The sequence below is a fragment of the Pseudoalteromonas sp. T1lg75 genome (assembly GCF_002964705.1).
In the GTDB taxonomy this organism is placed as follows: domain Bacteria; phylum Pseudomonadota; class Gammaproteobacteria; order Enterobacterales; family Alteromonadaceae; genus Pseudoalteromonas.
Genome location: NZ_PQCD01000049.1, coordinates 112,230 through 129,560 on the forward strand (window position 1 = coordinate 112,230; position 17,331 = coordinate 129,560).

The following is a 17,331-nucleotide window of genomic DNA, read 5'->3' on the forward strand; positions in this document are numbered from 1 at the left end:
GTAACGCAAAGGGCTAGCCCTGTCATTTTGTTATGTAACTCCATTGATAGTATGTAATTTGTTCAACAATAAGTTTGTTTACATGGTATTTATATAATCTAAGGATAAATACAGTAAGTCACAAATTAGTCTATATTTTCAAAGAACTGAGAAGCGCTATTGAGGTCGACTTGATGTAATCTCCGCGGGGATTAATTGCGCGCTTATCATTATTAGCTATCAAGGAGAGGGAGTATGCTCGGCGTACCTTCGAATAAAAGTTCATTTACAAAGAAGATCTTAGCCGTGGCGCTTACGGGCGCTACGTTAACAATGGCTCAAGGGTGCTCAGAAAAACCCGTCGCCAATCAGAACGCCCCTGCTCCCGCAGTATCGGTCTATGATGTTCAAGTAGAAGAAATTGGTCAATACCGTGAATTTGTGGCTCGCACCGAGGCATTTCAGGAAGCCAATATTCAGGCTCGGGTGTCTGGGGAGCTGATTGAACGCACCTTCATTGAGGGCTCTCAAGTTGAAAAAGGGCAGTTGCTGCTAAAGATCGACCCTTCCGAATACCGCGCCAGCGTCAGCGAACTTGAGGCCACCTTGCGCAGCAATAAGGCCATTGCCGACAGGGCCGAGCGCGACCTAAAGCGCGGTCGTGAAATTGCCGCTGACGGCTTTATCTCCGCTGCCGACTTAGACAAGCTAGAAACCAACTATAATCAGGCTCTAGCGGCGGTTAAAGCCAGTGAAGCCGGATTGGAAAAGGCCAAGTTAAACCTTGGCTATACCGAAATTCATGCACCTTTTAGCGGCATGATCGGTAAGGTGAATTACGATGTTGGTAATATTGTTGGCCCTAACTCCGGCTCGTTGGCCGAGTTGACCGATATCGATCCTATCTACGTCAACTTCCAGGTTGAGGAAGCGGATTACATTACCTATCAACAACAGCAACAGCAAAAGAACGCCGACCCCAATAAGGTGCAATTAGACTTGGCTCTGCGCTTACCAAACAACACGGATTTTGCACAAAACGGTGAGCTCGACTTTGCCGACACCAAAATTGATCGCAGCACAGGTACGGTGGAGCTGCGCGCCAAGTTTGATAACCCGGACGGCATAGTGATGCCAGGGTTGTTTGTGACCCTGATTGTCGAAAGTAAAGAGAAGCAAAAGCAAGCCTTGGTACCGCAAGCTGCGGTGCAGGTAAATCAGCAGGGTAATTTTGTGCTGGTGGTAAAAGACGACAACACGGTGGCGCAGCGCTTGGTGAAATTAGGCCGTCGCATTGATGCCATGTGGGTTGTTGACTCGGGGCTTGAGCAAGGAGAGCGAGTGATAGTCGAAGGCTTACAAAAAGTGCGTTCAGGTATTACCGTGCAGCCGGTAGAAAAGCAGATCGATAAAAAAACCGGCTCCCTTAGCGACAAACAATAAGAGAGTCTCCAATGATCAGTAAGACGTTTATTTATAGACCGAAATTGGCCTTGGTGATCTCCATTGTGATCACCCTCGCGGGGCTAATTGCGATGACTCAGTTGCCGGTCAACATGTACCCGCAAATTACTCCGCCTCAGGTTCAGGTTACCGCCATTTATCCGGGGGCCAGTGCTCAAACCATAGAAGAAACCGTTATTCGCCCCATTGAAGAAAAAATCAATGGCGTCGAAGGTATGATGTATATCGAGTCCACCTCCAGTAACAATGGCTCGGCCACCATTACAGTGTACTTCAACGTGGGCACGGATACCGACATGGCCCAGGTGAATGTGCAAAACCGGGTCTCGTTAGCCGAGCCCTTCTTGCCGCAGGAAGTGCGTCGCCAGGGCGTATCGGTGAAAAAAATGTCGAGCAACATGTTGATGGGTGTGAGTTTATACTCAGAAAACCCGGATATGGACTCGAGTTTTTTAAGTAATTATGCCACCAACTATTTGACCGAGCCTCTGAGCCGTATTCCCGGCGTAGCCTCGGCCGATGTAATGGGGGATATGACTTACTCCATGCGTATCTGGTTAAAGCCAGATAAAATGGCCTCGTTAGGGGTGACCGTAGTGGAGGTGCAAAACGCCCTTCAGGAACAAAACACCCTGGTTGCCGCCGGTAAGTTAGGCGCCTCGCCGTCACTGCCTAATCAACAGTTTGAATATGCCATTCAAGCACAGGGGCGATTTGTGACGCCGAAGGAGTTCGGCGAAACCATTATTCGCTCCAACCTGGATGGTGATTTTGTCCGTTTAAATGATATCGCCCGCATAGAGCGCGGTGCACAAAGCTATGCCGGCAGCGCCAAGCTGAACCAAAAAGACACCGGCTTTATCGTTATTTATCAGCTGAATGAAGCCAATGCGACGGAAGTGGCAGAAAAGGTGAAGGCGCTGATGAAGGACCTGTCAAAGCAGTTTCCAGAGGGGCTCGAATATAAGATTCCCTATGACACCACCAAGTTTATCAACCGTTCCATTGAAGAAGTAAAGATCACCCTGTATCAAGCGGTGGGCCTGGTAATCTTAGTGGTTTTCTTGTTCTTGCAGAACTGGCGAGCAACCCTGGTTCCGACCGTGGCCATTCCGGTGTCATTGATCGGCACCTTTGCCGCCATGCTGGCCATGGGCTTTTCCATCAACCTGATCACCCTGTTTGGCCTGGTGCTGGCCATAGGTATCGTGGTGGATGACGCCATTATCGTGATCGAAAACGTTGAACGTATATTGCGCGAAGAGAAGCTGCCGATTAAGGACGCCGTTTATAAGGCTATGTCTCAGGTGGGCGGGCCAATTATCGCTACCACCTTGGTGCTGCTGGCGGTATTTGTGCCCGTTGGCTTTATGCCGGGGATCACCGGTGAGTTGTACAAGCAGTTTTCGGTAACCATCTCCTTTGCGGTTTTGATTTCATCGGTAAACGCGCTGACCCTGAGCCCGGCCCTGTGTACCTTGTTGCTCAGTGCCGAAAAGATGAAACCGATAAAATGGCTACGCCCGTTTGAAAATGTGATCACCAGCTCCACCAAGGGCTATACGGGTATCGTCGGCTTCCTACTTAAGCGTGCCGGTCGTATCGGCATTATCGTTGTAGTGCTGTTTGTGGCCACCGGCTGGTTGGCTAAAAATGTGCCCACGGGTTTTGTGCCACCGGAAGACCAAGGTTTCGTGTTTGTCGATATCCAGTTGCCTGATGCGGCGGCCTTGGGGCGTACCGACGCCGTGGTGCAGAAAATCGGTGATATCATAGCGCAAGACCCGGCCACGGAAGACTTTGTTGGCGTATCGGGCTCCTCATTGCTGGGTGGTGCTGGCTCCAATAACGCCTTGGGCATTGTGGTGCTCAAAGACTGGGAAGAGCGCACCACGCCAGAATTATCAATCAATCAAGTTATTAGCCGTTTGCAGGGGTAATTGTGGGCGCTGCCCGATGCTCAGGCCATGGTCTTTAACGTGCCGCCTATCCCGGGTCTGGGTGCCAGCTCCGGTTTTGAATATCGCCTGCTTGACTCCGAAGGGCGTGACCCTGCCGAGCTGGCCGGGGTGATGAATGGCTTGATTTACGAGGCTAATTCACGGCCCGAGCTACAAAGCGTATTCAGTACCTTCCGCGCCAATTCGCCGCAATACTTTCTGGAGGTTGACCGCAACAAGGCCAAGGCGCAAGGGATCACCCTCGGCAATATATTCCTTACCTTGCAGGCCCAGCTGGGTTCCTTGTACATCAATGACTTTAACCAGTTTGGCCGTACCTATCAGGTGAATATTCAGGCCGAGGCGGAATACCGTGCCAAGCCCGAGGATTTGCAGTACTACTATGTACGCAATAATCAGGGAGACATGGTGCCGCTGACCACGGTGGCCACCTTGCGTCCTATTCTTGGGCCGACCAGCATGAATCACTTTAACCTCTATCGCAGTGTCAGTGTGACCGGTAATGCCGCTCCGGGCTATTCTACCGGCGACGCCATCAATGTGATGAAGGAGCTCTCTGCGGAGTTACCGGATGGGTACGTGTTTGACTGGGCGGGGCAAACTCGACAGGAGATCATGGCCGGGGATGTGGCCGGTGTCTTGTTTGGTTTGGCCGTCCTGTTTGTGTTCTTGTTCCTGGTGGCTCAGTATGAAAGTTGGACCATCCCCTTTTCGGTAATTGCCGCCGTGCCACTGGCGATATTCGGTTCCATGAGTACGCTCTTTATGCTCGACATGACCAATAATATTTATGCTCAGGTTGGTTTTGTCTTGTTGATCGGTATGTCGACCAAAACCGCGATCCTTATTGTTGAGTTCGCCATGGAGCAAAGGGCGGCAGGAAAGAGTATTTTCGACGCGGCCAAAATTGCCGCCGAACAGCGTTTTCGTGCCGTATTGATGACCGCCTTGTCGTTTGTACTTGGGGTGCTGCCTCTGGTGCTGGCCACCGGTGCCGGTGCCGCCAGCCGGGTATCCCTGGGTGTCACCGTGATGTCGGGCATGATAGCTGCCACCGTGCTCGGTACCTTGCTGGTACCCCTGTTCTACACCTATGTGCAACACATGCGTGAGGGCGTGAAACGTAAGCTCGGGGTAGACCCGAATCCCCAAGAATAAAAAATAACAAAAAGCCGGGAATTTCCCGGCTTTTTATTGGTCGTATGGTTATGCACATTGCCCATAACTTTTGTTATTATCGGCTCAAACAAAAGTAACAAAGAAGCCAGCATGTCCGGACCCAGATTATTCAGCGCCGAAGAGATCACTCACCACGCGTATGAAGTGTTTTTAGAGCTCGCCCCAGAGCATTTGAGCGAACAGGATATTGATGACTTTAATGCTCACAGAGAAGAGCTTGGTTTTATTGAAGAAAGTGAACCGAGCGAAGACTGGCAGAGCATAGTGGCGATGGAAATTGAGCCCGAATTCTACAGCGAAGTGACCATAGGTCTGGAGCTGGAAAATGAAGATATCGTTTTTGCCCGGGTGCTGATCAGTCGAGATCAGGATGCCCCTTTTTGTCACGTTATTTGGAAAGAGTAAGTAGTTAGTATGCGGTTTTTGGTAGCCCTCCTTGGTTGTTTTAGTTTGAGTTGTTGGGCGGTGGATCCGTTTGAAGACTTTCACGAATACGGACAATTAACGGATGCCGAAATCCATGAAATACATCAGGGCGAAATCTTCTATGGCGATGCCGAGTTTGGCTTTATCGTCACCAGGGGTAACACCGACTCGACCAGTTTTAAGCTGCGTGCTAACGTCTATCAGGACTTCACCCATTGGCGAAACCAGTTTAAATTCGACTCCCTGTATCGTCGCGATGTCGATAGTGAAACCGGCGAAGAAACCATCTCCGCCCAGCGCTTTTTTATCTCCGGACAATCCAACTACAAGGTAGGCAACGAAAATGCCTCTTTGTTCTTGTACGGGGATTATGAAGACGATGAATTCTCCGGCCTGGACTATAAGGCCACGGTGGCAACCGGATACGGCAACCGCCTGTATCGTGGGGTGAAAAACACCGTGGACTTCGATATTGGTCCCGGACTCTACGTGTCCAAAGCGGATATTGAAGAGGTTGAAGGCGAGGAGGAAGTCGAGCAAAGCGATGGCGATGTCACCGGTTATCTGTTGCGCCTGGCCCTGCAATGGGAGCGTAAGGTGTCTAAGCGCACGCGCTTTAATCAGTTTATCAGTGCCGAGCAGTCACTGTCTGGGCTTAACTCGCGGTTAAAGTCGGAAACCTCACTAATTAGCCAAATCATGGGCCAGCTTTCGTTAAAGTTTGCCTACCTGTATCGCTATAACTCCAAACCGGAGACGCAAAAGCGCACCTATGACTCGGAATTGAGTGCCACCTTTGTTTACAGTTTTAACTAAAAGAGTTTAATTTCTATGTATCAGCATAAACAGTATGCCTGGGCTATTTTGGCCATTATTCTGTGGATCGGCACCTTTGTCGGTATGGCGTTTTACCTGATGGGCAGCGATGGCCCCATGCTGTTGTTTGCGGCAATCTTAGCGCTTTGTGCCTTCTTATTTCATGGCCTGACGGTGCGCGTGGATGAGCAAGGAGTCGAGTGGTATTTTGGTCCGGGAATTGGCAAAAAGCGCTTGGCGTTTAGTGACATAAAATCGGTAGCCGTGGTTAGCAACTCGTTTCGCCATGGGATCGGCATTCGTATTACCCATGATGGTTGGGTTTACAGCGCCAACGGCTTCGCCGCGGTGGCCATTGAATTAGAAGATGGCACCTTCTTCCGAGTCGGCAGTAATGACGCCGAGCAATTGGCAGAGGCCATTAGTCAGCATCTGCCCGGCTAATTAACACCAACAAAAAAGGACGCATCGGCGTCCTTTTTTGTCAGCGTAGATGCTTGATTAGTGATCGTGGCCACAGCCGCCTTCACCATGCACGTGACCATGGGCCAATTCTTCGGCCGTAGCATCACGTACGTCAACCACTTCAACGTCAAACTTCAAAGCAACGCCCGCTAACGGGTGGTTGCCGTCAACAATGACGTCTTCGCCTTGGATATCGATGATGATCACGGTTTGCTCGCCGTCATCCGTGGTGGCACGAAACTGCATGCCAACCTCGATATCCATGCCTTCGAACATGGCCTTTGGTACCGCTTGCATAAGTTGCTCATGGCGCTCACCATAGCCGTCTTTTGGCTCAACTTCGACACTAAATGTATCACCGGCCTGTTTACCCTGAAGGGCTTGTTCAAGGCCAGGGATCAAAAAGCCAGTACCCACGATAAATACCAGTGGCTCGCCATCGAAGGTGTTGTCTATGGTGTTGTCCGCTTTGTCGACCACACTGTAGTGCATCGTCACGACTTTGTTGTCAGCTATATTCATAATGTATCCCAGATTAATCTTCTGTCAGTGAGTAGGGCAGAGGTGCAATGGTGAACAGCACCTGTGGAGCGTGTTTTGCGCGAAGCTGAACATCTTGCTCAGTATCATTTGGCAACACGGCGAGGCCAAAAAGTTCGCCATTGACGCTGGCTTGGGCGATTAAGCTACCGGCACGGCGCCAGTTATCGCCAACCCGACGCTCTAAGTCGAATGGGTTTTGCTCGTCATCGAGCTCGGGAGCCAATACACCTTCATGCTCAGCCCGCAGCACAAACATGGCACGCTTGTTTTTACCAAGGTACTTCATGCGCGCCACGGTTTCCTGGCCGGTGTAGCAGCCCTTATTAAAACTGATACCACCGAGGGCCTGCAGGTTAACCATTTGCGGCACATAGGCATCGATAGCTGTGGCATTTAGGCTTGGCTCGCCGGCTTTAATTTGTGCGCAGGCAAACTCGTCTCCTTGTTGCGGCTCGGGCAGAACGCCGTTATCGCCAATAAACAGGGCGCGTTGGTCGTCCAAGAGCAGCACCAGATTGTCTTGGCATTGCTGGGCATTGCCGCTGATGTCGATATTAAAGTGGCTAACAAGCTCGGCTTTAGGCGCCATTATCCCCAATACTTGGGTATCAAGCTGTTCGATATCAACCTTGCTAAAGACCGCGTATTTCTTTAACTCGGCCAGGGCAACTTGGGCCTCGGTGTTTGAGCAAATAAGCGCATAGCCGTTTTGATACTGGCTAAGGCGGAAGCAGGCCCACAGCTTGCCTTTGGCATTGCACTGACCGGCCCAGCGCCAGGTGTTGGCGTCAATGTCGTTAACGTCTTGCGTCAGCTGGCCTTGCAGGTAAGATTTGGCATCGTCACCATGAACATAAATGACGGTGTAATCGGTGGTATAAACCGACAAAGTGGACATGCATGACTCCTTATGTGCACGAGCAATTACTGTGCTTAGTGTAACGTAAGCACTTCTGTGATGACAGCGCCTTAGCGTAAAATAGCTGTGTGCCGGGGGAGATTTTGTTACACTGCTGGGCAGCAGACTATTGAGAGGAAAACAATGGCGAATTTAGATAGTAAGGCGCGTTTACGTTGGGCATGTCGTCGCGGCATGTTGGAGCTGGATGTGTTGTTTATGCCATTTGTCGAGCAGGGCTATGATGCCTTAAATGATGACGACAAAGCGGTGTTTCAACGTTTGCTGGAGGCGGATGATCCAGATCTGTTCGCTTGGTTTATGGGTCATGAGCAATGTAAGGACCCGGAGCTAGCGCGCATGGTTAAGATCATCCTTGACCGCGTTCGTGTATAGCGGCGCCTTCTTTAATAATGATCCACAGCACCGCCCGGTTATGGCGGTGTTTGTTTTTGTCTATGCGTTATTGCTCTTGGCGCACCCACAATGGCTTTGGGCTTTTTGGAGCGCCCTAACCCTGGCCTTGGGCTATGTCCATTTCTGGCATCGCTTTAGTCGCTGTTGGCCCCAGCAGGGCACTTTGGTTATCCAGGGGCAACGCGCCGAAGTGCATCAAGCGGATGTCAGCGTCCGCGGTCGCTTGTTAAGACAATCTCGGGTTTTCCCCGGTTTAATTCATGTGCAGCTGCAAGATGATCTGAGCGCCAAGCGCCATCATTTCTTTATCGCCGCTAGGGCGATGGCGCCCGAACACTTTTGTGAGTGTGCTCGGGCGGTGCAATTGGCGCTTAGTCAGCAGGAGTGAGCTCGGTAATTCGGGCTTCGGGTAGATGATCCGGATAATCCAAGGTGTAATGCAGGCCGCGGCTTTCTTTACGCGCCAGGGCACTGCGGATGATTAGCTCGGCTACCTGCACCAAATTACGCAGTTCCAGCAAGTTATTGCTGATGCGGAAGTTGGCATAATACTCATGAATTTCCTGTTGCAGCAATTCTACTCGGCGCAGAGCCCGCTCCAAACGTTTGGTGGAGCGCACTATGCCGACGTAATCCCACATAAAGAGGCGCAACTCATGCCAGTTGTGGGTGATCACGACTTCCTCGTCCGAGTCGGTGACGCGGCTATCATCCCATTCCGGCAAGGTGGCGGCCTGATGTGGTAAATCCAGCTTGGCCACTATGTCCTTGGCCGCAGCGTGGGCAAAAACGATACACTCCAGCAGGGAATTGCTGGCCATGCGGTTGGCACCGTGTAAACCCGTGTAGGCTACTTCGCCGATGGCGTAGAGGTTATCCAGATCGGTTTTGCCATTAAAGTCGGTCATCACGCCGCCGCAGGTATAATGGGCTGCCGGCACCACGGGAATGGGCTCCTTGGTAATATCGATACCCACACTTAAGCATTTGGCATAAATGGTGGGGAAGTGCTCGATAATAAATTCTTTATCCCGATGGGAAATGTCCAGATAGACGCAATTGGCACCCAGACGTTTCATTTCAAAGTCGATGGCCCGGGCCACCACGTCACGCGGCGCCAGCTCCGCGCGTTCATCAAACTCCGGCATAAAGCGAGTGCCGTCCGGGCGCAGTAAATAGGCGCCCTCACCACGCATCGCTTCGGTGATCAAAAAGTTCTGCAACTTGGGATGATACAGGCTGGTGGGATGGAACTGGTTAAACTCCATATTGGCAACGCGACAACCGGCGCGCCACGCCATGGCAATGCCATCGCCACTGGCCACATCCGGGTTGGAGGTATACAAATAGACCTTGCTGGCGCCGCCGGTAGCCAACGCCACAAAACGAGCGCTGATGATTTCCACCCGCTCCTTGGCGCGGTTGAATACGTATAGGCCATGACAATGCCTGCCCTTGTTGCCGAGTTTGGCATCGGTGATCAGGTCGATGGCGTTGTAGTTTTCCAGCAAGGTAATATTGGGATGGGCCAACACCCGCTCAATCAACGTGGTTTGCACCGCGCGGCCGGTGGCATCGGCGGCATGCAAAATGCGGCGATGGCTGTGGCCGCCTTCACGGGTAAGGTGATAGCGCTCATGACCCTTGTCATCGGTTTCCATATCGAAGGGCACACCCTGGTCAATCAACCAGCGCATGCAGGTTTTGGCATTGGAGGCGGTGTAGTGTACCGCTTCACGGGAGCACAGACCGTCGCCGGCGGTCAAGGTGTCTTCAACATGGGATTCGATGCTGTCGTTTTTCTTATCGAATACCGCGGCAATACCGCCTTGGGCGTACAGGGTAGAGCCCTCGTTTAGGGCGCCCTTACTGATTACGGTTACTTGGCAATGGTTGGCGAGGGAGAGCGCCAAAGACAGACCAGCGGCACCGCTGCCGATGATAGCAACGTCGCTGTGATGTTGTTTATTCGGGTTCATGTTATAGTGTTGAGCCGAGGTTTATATTACCTATTATGTTGCCTCTATATGTATCATATTTGCCGCCTGGGCACGACTGAAGTTAACTAAGAACAGAAAAAAAATGCAGTATTTGCGAACTTTTTCATTTCGACCCAGTCAGACTGAGTGTATTTGGTAGCTTGGATACAATACGAAAAGCAAAATAACGCAGAGGAGTACCGGCTCGAATGAGCGAGCAGGATTTGGATTTAGCGCTGGTAAGAAAGGTTCAACAGGGAGATAAAAATGCTTATAACCTGTTGGTCGCCAAATATCAGAACAAAGTAGCAGGATTGATATCGCGTTATGTTGCCAATCAAGGTGACATTGCAGATGTAGCTCAAGAGGCCTTTATTAAGGCGTATAGGGCGCTGCCTAATTTTAGGGGCGACAGTGCGTTCTATACATGGCTGTATCGTATTGCCGTTAACTGTGCAAAGAATTACCTAGTTGCACAAGGGCGTAGGCCGCCGGCTAATGATGTCGATGCTGAGGATGCTGAGTTTTATGAAGGTGCAGATTCACTGCGTAGTAATGCCAGCCCAGAAAATTTGCTGTTAAGTGACGAGGTCAGAGACGTCATTTTTGCCACCATTGATAAGCTACCTGAAGATTTGAAAACAGCCATCACTTTACGAGAACTTGAAGGGATGAGCTATGAGGAAATCGCCGCGGTGATGGACTGCCCAGTTGGCACGGTGCGTTCACGTATATTCCGTGCCCGTGAAGCGATAGACAATAAGTTAACTCCGTTAATAGGTGAGTCGTAATTATGACTAAAGCAAAGTGTAGTGAGCAGGACAAAGCCTTTATTTCTGCCTTGGTGGATAATGAAGCCAGTGTCGATACGCTTGACGTTGCTGATGTAGATACAGATACATTGGCTCGTTACAGCCTGATTGGCAATGTGATGCGCTCCGAAACAGCACCTAGCATTCAGTTAGATATAGCCGCGCAGGTAGCCCAACAACTTGAACAAGAACCGGTTCATGCGCAGTTTGATCAGCAGTCCATATCTCGCGATGAGGTGCCACAGCAGGATAACGTCATCCGCGCTACCTGGTGGCGAGGCATTACGCAAACGGCCATTGCCGCAAGTGTGGCAGTGGTTGCGGTACTGGGTGTGCAACAATATGGTGCTACGGGCAATGGTGCCGATGAACTACCGCCTTTGCAGTCAAACCCATTTATTGGCGCTGCCTCTCCGGTGAGTTATTCTTCGGAGCCGGCTTTGGAAAGCGCCGAGCGTGGTTTACGCGAATTGCAACAGCAGCGCATTGGTGCTCTGGTGTTGGAGCATCAGCGTCAAACTCGTGAAGCCGCGCACCTAGCGAACACGGTAAACAATAAAGATGAGCAAGATCAACAGGAACAATAATAGTTAAATGAAGTACCTTTATGTTGTGCTATTGAGCCTGTGGCTGTTACCGGCGCAGGCGATGTCGGAAATGACCGCCAAGCAGTGGCTGGACAATATGGCCACTGCGGTCAAGCAGCGCAACTTCGTCGCCTCATTTGTGGTGGTGAAAGACCGCGCCATGGAACCCTACCGTTGGAGTCACGGTATTCATGAGGGTCAGGAGCTGGAATTACTGTCCCTGCTCAATGGCGCCGGCCTGGAAATGGTGCGCGTTGACGATCGCGTTACCTATTACGAGCCCCAAGCTCAGCCTTACTCGGTTAAAACCTCGGCGATCAGCGGGCCTATTCCGGAAGTGCTGTTTGGCGATGTGGAACAATTGGCACAAAACTATAACTTTGTGCTTGGCAACAAGGGCCGCATAGCCGGTCGTCCGGCGCAACTGCTGCGCATCGAAGCCAAAGACCAGGACAAATACAGCTACTGGGTCTGGCTTGATACCGAAACCTCCTTACTGCTCAAATCCGCCTATGTAAATAATCAGGGCGAATTCTTAGAGCAATTGCAGCTCAGTCATATCAATGTTTCGGAAACCCCAGCGCCGGAGTTACTTGAGATCAGCCGTCGTGAATTCCCAGCGCCTTTACCTCGTGATGAGGAGCCGAGCAACCAGGGCAGCTGGCAAATCGGCTGGTTGCCTCAGGGCTTTGAACTGCTTAAGTCCGACCGTCATAAACTCAATTTAAATAACGAGCTGGCAGATTATTATTTGTATTCCGATGGCCTGGTTGAGGTCTCGGTGTTTGTGCAGCGTCCCCTGGCCGGTCAGCGTCCGAGCGGTTCTTTGACCTCGGGAGCCACCACCATTTATATCCATAATGCCGGCGCCTTCGATGTGTCGGTGATAGGTAATATCCCCGTCGCTACGGCAAAAAACATTGCCGAGTCGGTACAGCGACCTCTGTAGTTAAGCCCATGATTGAACAAGTTCTTACCGTGGTCGCCGTCAAGGGCGACACCGCGTTTTTACAGGCCGAGCCGAAGCCGGCTTGTGCTGGTTGTAATGGCAAGTGCGGCTCGCAAGTGTTCGCCAAGCTGTTCGGCACAGACAAAAAGCGTTTTCCCTATCAGTTTTGTGAGCCCGTCAGCGTCGGCCAAAAGGTGAAACTGGCCCTCGACGACTCGCACATAGTGATGAGTTCCTTTGTTGTTTATATCTGGCCGCTGTTATTCGCCTTGGTGACGGCGGTGCTGGCACAGACCGTTTTAGGTGTAGGGGAAGGGCTGCAGATAGGCGCCGCGTTTGCCGCTGGGGCTTTAGGTTTTGTTTTTGCAAAACATAGGCTTAAGCGCGTTGCGCATGATGTTAAAGTGTTAAAAATTTACCCTCTGAGCTTACCAGTTTCGCAAAGAGATGGTGATTAGCGTCAATAACAGGTAAAATTGGGCCTTTGTTTACCCGAGCTCAGTTTTAAGAAGTCAGAATCCAATTTATGAAGCATATCCGTAACTTTTCGATTATCGCCCATATTGACCATGGTAAATCGACCCTGTCCGATCGTTTGATCCAAGTGTGTGGCGGGTTGACCGACCGCGAAATGCAGCAGCAAGTATTGGACTCAATGGAGCTTGAGCGTGAACGCGGTATCACCATCAAGGCGCAGAGTGTAACCTTAAACTACACCGCCAAAGACGGTGAAACCTACCAGTTAAACTTTATCGACACCCCGGGACACGTTGACTTCTCATACGAAGTATCGCGTTCATTGGCAGCCTGTGAAGGGGCACTCTTGGTTGTTGATGCCGGTCAGGGCGTAGAAGCGCAAACCCTGGCTAACTGTTATACCGCCATCGAAATGGACCTGGAAGTGGTGCCAATCTTAAACAAGATTGACCTGCCGCAGGCCGATCCGCTGCGCGTGGCCGAAGAAATTGAAGACATTGTTGGCATCGATGCCACCGACGCGGTGCAGTGTAGCGCTAAAACCGGTGTGGGTATCGACGAGGTATTAGAGCGCATCGTGCGTGATATTCCGCCACCGCAAGGCGACACCGATGGCCCGCTTAAGGCATTGATCATCGACTCCTGGTTCGACCCGTATCAGGGCGTTGTATCCCTTGTGCGTATTATGCAGGGCGAGCTTAAATCAGGCGACAAGATTAAGATCATGTCGAACGAGCAGGTTCATATAGCCGATAAAGTAGGTATCTTTACCCCGAAGCAGACCAACACGGGGGCGCTGAAAACGGGCGAAGTAGGCTTTATTATAGCCGGTATTAAAGAAATACACGGTGCGCCTGTGGGTGATACCATCACCCTAGCACGTAATTCTGCACAAGAGCGCCTACCGGGCTTCCAGCGCGTTAAACCGCAGGTTTATGCCGGTATGTTCCCTATTTCATCGGACGAGTACGAATCATTCCGTGATGCTCTTGATAAGCTGAGCCTGAACGATGCGTCATTGTTCTTCGAGCCGGAAAACTCAACGGCCCTAGGCTTTGGTTTCCGCTGTGGCTTCTTAGGTATGCTGCACATGGAGATCATCCAGGAGCGTCTGGAGCGTGAATACGACATCGATCTTATCACCACGGCACCGACCGTAGTGTATGAGGTGGAAACCAAAGACGGCACGATTCAAATCGATAACCCGTCAGAGTTGCCACCGGTCAATGATATCATTGAAATTCGTGAGCCTATCGTTGAAGCCAATATTCTGGTGCCGCAAGAGTTCCTGGGTAACGTAATTACCCTGTGTATTGAAAAGCGTGGCGTGCAAACCAAGATGACCTACCACGGCAAGCAGGTAGCGGTGACTTACGAACTGCCCATGGGTGAAGTCGTGATGGACTTCTTCGATAAGCTGAAGTCAACCAGCCGTGGTTTTGCCTCGTTGGATTACAACTTTAAGGAATTCCGTACCGCCGATATGGTACGTGTGGATATTCTTATTAATGGCGACCGTGTCGATGCCCTGGCCATTATTTGTCACCGCGACAACGCCCAAGGCCGTGGTCGTGAATTGGCAGAAGCCCTGCGTGAACTTATTCCACGACAGATGTTCGATATCGCTATTCAGGCGGCTATCGGTAACCATGTTATCGCCCGTTCAACGGTTAAACAGCTTCGTAAAAACGTAATCGCCAAGTGTTATGGTGGTGACGTAAGCCGTAAGAAAAAGCTGCTGCAAAAGCAGAAAGAAGGTAAGAAGCGTATGAAGCAACTGGGTAACGTTGAAGTACCGCAAGATGCCTTCCTGGCGATTTTGAAAGTCGGCAAATAATAACAATAAAGGACACCGCTGATGGCTGGATATTTTTCCGTATTTTTAGTGCTGCTAACCCTGGGTTCGGGCCTGATCTGGTTAGTTGACCATCTGGTTTATGCGCCTAAACGTAAAGAGCGCATTGCTCTTGCCGAAGGGGCGACGGGTAAGCCACTGGACGAAGAAGTGAAAGAGGAAATCGCCCCGGTGCCGGTAATCACCGAGCATGCTAAGTCGATTTTCCCTATGATAGCCATCATTACCGTGTTTCGTTCGTTCCTGTTCGAACCCTTTCAGATCCCATCGGGCTCCATGATGCCTACCTTGTTGGTGGGTGATTTTATCCTGGTACAAAAATACTCATACGGTATTAAGGACCCGGTATGGCGCTCGGAGCTGGTGGCTACGGGCAAACCGGAGCGTGGCGATATTGCCGTATTTAAGTTCCCGCCAAAGCCGGAGCTGGATTTTATTAAACGTGTTATCGGTCTTCCCGGCGATACCATTGTTTATCGCAATAAGCAGTTGTATATCAAACCACATTGTGAACAAGGGCAAACCGAGCAGGGCGACTTGCTTTGTGGCGAATACAATAAAATTGCACTAGAAATAATTAACAGAGACGAGTTTATGCAATCGGGCCAACAACTTGTGCGTCTTGAAGAAGACCTCGACGGCCTGAAGCACGATATTTTAATAAACCCAAGACTGCCCGAGTTTAAGAGTAAGTACTATCAACAACAAGGCACTAAGATTGACGAATGGACTGTCCCAGAAGGTCATTATTTTATGATGGGCGACAACCGCGACAATAGTGAAGATGGTCGTGCTTGGGGATTCGTTCCAGAGCCTAACCTGGTAGGTAAAGCGGTATTTATTTGGATGAGTTTTGAATTTGAAAACACACCCGCCGACGTCTTACCAAGTTGGGTTCCAACCGGTGTTCGTTTTGAACGCCTAGGTAATATTCAGTAACAATGAAGAAAAACGTAACAGAACTGTATAATAAAATTGGATATAGCTTTACTGACCAGGGCTTGCTTGAGCAAGCCCTGACCCATCGTAGCCATAAGGGCCAGCATAACGAGCGCCTGGAGTTTCTTGGTGACTCGATTTTAAGCTTTGTCATCGCCAACGCCTTATATCACAAGTTTCCCAAGGCTCGCGAAGGTGACCTTAGCCGCATGCGCTCAACCCTAGTGCGCGGCCAGACCCTGGCCGAATTTGGCCTTGAGTTTAACCTCGGCGAATACCTGCGCCTGGGGCCGGGTGAGCTTAAAAGTGGCGGCTATCGCCGTGAGTCGACCCTGGCCGATGCGGTAGAAGCCATTATTGGCGCCGTGTTCCTCGACTCGGATATCGACACCTGCAGTGAGTTGGTACTGCAATGGTACGCCTCGCGCCTAGACTCTATCTCTCCGGGCATGAATCAAAAAGATCCAAAAACCCTGTTACAGGAGTTTTTGCAAGCCCGTAAATTACCCCTGCCGGGTTATACGGTCATCGATACCAAGGGTCAGGCGCATAACCAGACCTTCACGGTAGAATGTATCGTTGAAGGAATGGAAAGTATTATCTCTGTGGGCAGTTCGCGCCGTAAGGCCGAGCAAAAAGCCGCAGAAAAAGCCTTAAAGATATTAAAGAATGACAGCTGATACGCACACACCGCCACATTGTGGCATGGTGGCCATTGTGGGCCGCCCTAACGTAGGTAAATCGACCCTGCTTAATAAGATTCTCGAGCAAAAGGTCAGTATCACCTCGCGCAAGCCGCAAACCACGCGTCACCGCATTATGGGTATTCATACCGAAGACAATTACCAAACCGTGTATGTAGACACTCCGGGCCTGCATGTGGAAGAAAAGCGTGCCATTAACCGTTTAATGAACCGTGCCGCCTCAAGCTCCATCGGCGATGTTGAGCTGATCATCTTTGTGGTTGAAGGGACGCACTGGACTAACGACGACGAAATGGTGTTGAACAAGGTCTGTGCCGGTAAAACGCCTGTGCTCTTGGTGATGAATAAAACCGACCAGGTGAAAGACAAGGATCTGATCCCCAAGCATATGCTTTGGCTCAGTGAAAAAGGCAACTTTGTCGGCATTATTCCGGTTTCTGCCAAGAACAATCGCAATCTGGACTTAGTCAAACAAGAGGTGCGCAAGTGCTTGCCCGAGGGCGACTTCTACTTCCCAGAAGACTATGTTACCGATCGCTCTATGCGCTTTATGGCCGCGGAGATCGTGCGTGAAAAGCTCATGCGCTTTATGGGTGACGAGTTGCCTTATTCTGTGACCGTGGAAATCGAACAGTTTAAATGGCAAGACAACGGCGTATGGCAGATTAACGCCCTGATCCTGGTTGAGCGTGAAACGCAAAAGCGCATGGTCATAGGTAACAAGGGTGAAAAGCTGAAAACCATTGGCCGTGAAGCCCGTCGCGATCTCGAAGACATGCTCGATAACAAGGTGTTCCTTGAGCTGTGGGTCAAGGTTAAATCGGGTTGGGCGGACGACGAACGTGCCCTGCGTAGCCTAGGTTACGGCGAAGACTAAGCCC

17 protein-coding genes and 1 pseudogene are annotated in these 17,331 nt (G+C 50.8%); 15 read left to right on the forward strand and 3 right to left on the reverse strand.

From position 1 onward, the window contains the following. Positions 1 to 234: 234 nt before the first annotated feature. The 5 genes and pseudogenes from C2M36_RS10660 to C2M36_RS10680 all read left to right on the forward strand — a co-directional run bounded on the left by C2M36_RS10660 (position 235) and on the right by C2M36_RS10680 (position 6,269). Positions 235 to 1,422, forward strand: a complete 1,188-nt coding sequence (locus C2M36_RS10660; RefSeq protein WP_105254887.1) for an efflux RND transporter periplasmic adaptor subunit — start codon at positions 235 to 237, stop codon at positions 1,420 to 1,422. Between the two features lie 11 nt (positions 1,423 to 1,433). Then, positions 1,434 to 4,562: pseudogene (locus C2M36_RS10665) on the forward strand (efflux RND transporter permease subunit). 111 nt (positions 4,563 to 4,673) lie between these two features. Next, on the forward strand, positions 4,674 to 4,988 hold the full coding sequence (locus tag C2M36_RS10670) for an HI1450 family dsDNA-mimic protein (protein WP_105255189.1): 315 nt from the start codon (positions 4,674 to 4,676) through the stop codon (positions 4,986 to 4,988). A 9-nt stretch (positions 4,989 to 4,997) separates the two neighbouring features. Further along, a complete protein-coding gene (locus C2M36_RS10675) occupies positions 4,998 to 5,825 on the forward strand; it encodes a DUF481 domain-containing protein (RefSeq protein ID WP_105254888.1) in 828 nt (275 codons plus the stop codon). A 15-nt stretch (positions 5,826 to 5,840) separates the two neighbouring features. After that, the gene (locus C2M36_RS10680; protein WP_105254889.1) at positions 5,841 to 6,269 is read left to right on the forward strand and encodes a hypothetical protein; all 429 of its coding nucleotides are present in this window, start codon (positions 5,841 to 5,843) and stop codon (positions 6,267 to 6,269) included. 57 nt (positions 6,270 to 6,326) lie between these two features. Here C2M36_RS10680 and C2M36_RS10685 read toward each other — a convergent pair whose 3' ends face one another. Both C2M36_RS10685 and ygfZ read right to left on the reverse strand, forming a co-directional pair. Further along, positions 6,327 to 6,812 (reverse strand): FKBP-type peptidyl-prolyl cis-trans isomerase, encoded by a 486-nt coding sequence (locus tag C2M36_RS10685; protein ID WP_105254890.1) that lies wholly within the window; start codon positions 6,810 to 6,812, stop codon positions 6,327 to 6,329. A gap of 13 nt (positions 6,813 to 6,825) precedes the next feature. Beyond that, positions 6,826 to 7,731: a CAF17-like 4Fe-4S cluster assembly/insertion protein YgfZ gene (ygfZ, locus tag C2M36_RS10690; RefSeq protein WP_105254891.1), complete on the reverse strand. Its 906-nt coding sequence runs from the start codon at positions 7,729 to 7,731 to the stop codon at positions 6,826 to 6,828. Between the two features lie 144 nt (positions 7,732 to 7,875). On the opposite strand from ygfZ, the gene C2M36_RS10695 reads away from it, so the two are divergent. After that, entirely contained in the window at positions 7,876 to 8,127 is a 252-nt protein-coding gene (locus C2M36_RS10695; protein ID WP_105190582.1) for an FAD assembly factor SdhE, read from the forward strand. Continuing rightward, positions 8,108 to 8,536 carry a hypothetical protein gene (locus C2M36_RS10700; RefSeq protein WP_158678926.1) on the forward strand — a complete coding sequence of 143 codons (429 nt, stop codon included), beginning with the start codon at positions 8,108 to 8,110 and terminating at the stop codon, positions 8,534 to 8,536. Before C2M36_RS10695 ends, C2M36_RS10700 begins: the two co-directional genes overlap by 20 nt. On the opposite strand, the gene nadB is transcribed toward C2M36_RS10700, so the two are convergent. Then, complete coding sequence (gene nadB, locus C2M36_RS10705; protein ID WP_105254893.1) at positions 8,520 to 10,127, reverse strand: L-aspartate oxidase; 1,608 nt, start codon at positions 10,125 to 10,127, stop codon at positions 8,520 to 8,522. The genes C2M36_RS10700 and nadB overlap by 17 nt on opposite strands. A gap of 209 nt (positions 10,128 to 10,336) precedes the next feature. Between nadB and rpoE the strand changes: the two genes are divergently transcribed. From rpoE to era, 8 genes are all read left to right on the forward strand, one after another. Next, positions 10,337 to 10,918: an RNA polymerase sigma factor RpoE gene (rpoE, locus tag C2M36_RS10710; protein WP_105254894.1), complete on the forward strand. Its 582-nt coding sequence runs from the start codon at positions 10,337 to 10,339 to the stop codon at positions 10,916 to 10,918. 2 nt (positions 10,919 to 10,920) lie between these two features. Next, positions 10,921 to 11,526, forward strand: a complete 606-nt coding sequence (locus tag C2M36_RS10715; protein ID WP_105254895.1) for a sigma-E factor negative regulatory protein — start codon at positions 10,921 to 10,923, stop codon at positions 11,524 to 11,526. 7 nt (positions 11,527 to 11,533) lie between these two features. Next, entirely contained in the window at positions 11,534 to 12,475 is a 942-nt protein-coding gene (locus C2M36_RS10720) for a MucB/RseB C-terminal domain-containing protein (protein ID WP_105254896.1), read from the forward strand. A gap of 8 nt (positions 12,476 to 12,483) precedes the next feature. Beyond that, positions 12,484 to 12,933, forward strand: a complete 450-nt coding sequence (locus C2M36_RS10725) for a SoxR reducing system RseC family protein (protein ID WP_105254897.1) — start codon at positions 12,484 to 12,486, stop codon at positions 12,931 to 12,933. A gap of 68 nt (positions 12,934 to 13,001) precedes the next feature. Further along, positions 13,002 to 14,789, forward strand: coding sequence for a translation elongation factor 4 (gene lepA, locus C2M36_RS10730; RefSeq protein ID WP_105254898.1), 1,788 nt, complete (start codon positions 13,002 to 13,004; stop codon positions 14,787 to 14,789). Positions 14,790 to 14,810: 21 nt separating this feature from the next. Continuing rightward, on the forward strand, positions 14,811 to 15,746 hold the full coding sequence (gene lepB / locus C2M36_RS10735; protein WP_105190574.1) for a signal peptidase I: 936 nt from the start codon (positions 14,811 to 14,813) through the stop codon (positions 15,744 to 15,746). A gap of 2 nt (positions 15,747 to 15,748) precedes the next feature. After that, entirely contained in the window at positions 15,749 to 16,426 is a 678-nt protein-coding gene (gene rnc / locus C2M36_RS10740) for a ribonuclease III (RefSeq protein ID WP_105190573.1), read from the forward strand. Beyond that, positions 16,416 to 17,327, forward strand: coding sequence for a GTPase Era (gene era, locus C2M36_RS10745; protein ID WP_105254899.1), 912 nt, complete (start codon positions 16,416 to 16,418; stop codon positions 17,325 to 17,327). The genes rnc and era overlap by 11 nt, the downstream gene beginning before the upstream one ends. The last annotated feature ends 4 nt before the right edge of the window (positions 17,328 to 17,331 follow it).